The organism is Thalassotalea profundi (assembly GCF_014653195.1).
GTDB lineage: Bacteria > Pseudomonadota > Gammaproteobacteria > Enterobacterales > Alteromonadaceae > Thalassotalea_B > Thalassotalea_B profundi.
Window position 1 is genome coordinate 1 of the sequence record NZ_BNAH01000025.1, and the last position, 2,517, is coordinate 2,517.

The 2,517-nt window shown below is 59.6% G+C and carries 3 protein-coding genes; all 3 read right to left on the reverse strand.

Annotated elements, in window-relative coordinates; all coding sequences use genetic code 11:
* The coding region (locus IE155_RS17795; protein ID WP_001255014.1) for a LysR family transcriptional regulator at positions 1–299 on the reverse strand (299 nt) is incomplete at its 3' end.
* A gap of 27 nt (positions 300–326) precedes the next feature.
* Complete coding sequence (gene floR / locus IE155_RS17800) at positions 327–1,541, reverse strand: chloramphenicol/florfenicol efflux MFS transporter FloR (RefSeq protein WP_000214122.1); 1,215 nt, start codon at positions 1,539–1,541, stop codon at positions 327–329.
* 216 nt (positions 1,542–1,757) lie between these two features.
* The coding region (locus IE155_RS17805) for a DUF3363 domain-containing protein (protein WP_229817453.1) at positions 1,758–2,517 on the reverse strand (760 nt) is incomplete at its 5' end.

Genomic DNA, 2,517 nt, shown 5'->3' on the forward strand with positions numbered 1-2,517 from the left:
GCGGTCTTCACTGCGTGATCGAGTTGATCGACACCCGCCGTGACACGCTCCATGAAGTGCCTGCCTGCGTCTGTTAGCCGAACGCCCCGCGCATGGCGCTCAAATAGCAGGACACCAAGGTTATCCTCCAGCGCTTTCACACGCGCGCTGACGCTCGACTGGCTGATACCAAGTGCCTTGGCCGCATGCCGAAAATTCAGATGCTCGGCGACGGCGATGAACTGAACAAGGGAAATGAGCGGTATCCTGCCAGACAGGATACCGACATTCACGAGGTTTCGATGGTTAGTGCGCCGCATCGGAGCGGGCCTGCTACCAGTCGTCGGTTAGACGACTGGCGACTTCTCGGTGGCAGCCCCACGGAGCCGAAGGAGCACCAGCCCCAACGAAACCAGTACCGCCATCGCCGTGGCGTAACAGATCACGGGCCACGCTGTGTCACCGTTTAAAAGTGCCACCGCCAATGTCCCGACAATGCTGACTATCAGGCTTTGAACGCAGAAGTAGAACGCGACCGCTGATCCCGCGATGTCGTCGAACTCTGCCAAAGCGCCGTTCGCGGTAACGGACACCGTGAAGACAATACCGACCGCGACAACCCACATCGGTAGGATGAAGGTGAGGAATGACGGCGAGCCGTAAAGTTCGCCGATCCCCAACAGGACCGCTCCGCAAACAAGCAACGCCATCCCACGCGCCACGCATCCTGCGATGCCCCATCTGGCGACAAAGGACTTCGCGAAACGGGTTGTCACGATCATTACAAGCGCGACAGTGGCGAAGGCAAAGCTGAATCCGATCTCGGAATATTCCGCTTGGCCTATGAGCACACGGGGAGCCGTCGAGAAGAAGACGAAGTAGGTGCCCATACCGGCGCTAAAGCCGACAGTGTAAACCCAAAAAGCCGGACTCGCGAAGATCGGCAAGACAGATCGGCGCGTCTTGACTTGATCCAGAGGGCGGGTTTCGTGCCACCTGAAACCCGCATTTAGGAGTGCGAGCATCGCCAGTATAGCCAAAGTAATGAATATCGCCTGCCATCCCAAGAACTCGCCGATCAATACTCCGGCGATAGGGCCGAGCGCAGGCACGAACGCCAGCATCGAACTGAAAAGGCCGTAGATGACGACACCCTCAGGACGGTTGGCATAAACGTCGCGAACCGTCGCGAACGTCGCCACCAGCATGGCCGACGCGCCCACTGCTTGAAGTAGACGGAAAGCGACAAAGGCCGGTGCAGTTGAAGACCAAGCTGCTCCCAGAGACGCAATGACGAAAGCCGTTGCGCCCGCAAGTAGAATTGGCCGTCGCCCGATTCTGTCTGAGAGCGGACCAAAAATCACCTGGCCCACGCCGAGCATCACCATATAGAGGCTCAACGTGAGTTGGATCATAGCGGGCGTCGTGTTCAGGATGCCGGGCATCGCTGGAACGACAGGGAGATAAATATCCATCGCCAGTGAAGCGAGGATGTCGAAAGGAGCCATCAGCAGCAGTGCTGCCGGCAGCGTATAGGCCCACGCGGGGCGTGTGGTGGTCATGATGAATCAACCCTCGATTAAGGAATACCGGGCGACGTCTGCTCGTCAGCAATCAGATGAGACTAGCCTTACAGAGCGCCGCAACAACAATACTGGTTGTTGCGGCTTACTTGTCTGCTGACTTGGAATTTCCCATCTGATTACTCCACGCTTACGAATATGAATTGCTACATTATATCCGATTATCTTTTGCTTCGCAATGCGGCATGGGCGCACTCAGCGTTCCAGCCCCCTCTGCCGCCCTAACTGCCACGACACCGACCCGCCCTGCACGATGCCCATAACCTCGCGGCCGAGTTGGCGGTCGATGATCGGCCGCCACGGGACAAGGGTGAACTCATGGGATTTCTCGACCACGGCGAACTTGCCGCTCGATAGATGCACGGTTCCGGTAAACTTGCCGCTGACGCTCTCGCCGTCCGTGGCGGCGCGGAACGGCAGGCCCTTACTCAAAGCCATATCCGATCCGACGCCGGCTACCTCGCGCTCCCGCAGGATGGCGAGAAGGTTGCGCCGGTAGAAGACGCGGCTGTCCCGGCTGCGGGTGGCGTCGCCCTGTTCGATATGGTGCTCGCGGCGCTGGTCCATGGCTTCGCGGACTTGTTGCCCGAAGCCGGTTGGCGCAAGGTCGGCCGTCTCGCCGTGGATCAGCCGCCGGTCCAGCCAGGTCGCGCCGTCCGATCCGATCTGTTTGTTCAGATCGACCGGGGAAAGGACGCGAACGCTGGCCTGACTGTCTCGGCCGGCGTCATGGGCGGCACGGCTGACCAGATCATCGGGGATGCGCCATTGGTCGGCGTCGATCCGCTCGACGATACCGGCCCGGCGTAGCGCCTCCAGCCGGCGCACATGGGCATCGACATAGCCCTCATAGTCGCCGCCTGGAACGCGGCACGTATAGGAAGAATAAACGCCCTTTTCACCCAAGTCCAACAGCTTTGGACCGCAGTTGACTCTTTCGACACCCCTGCGATGC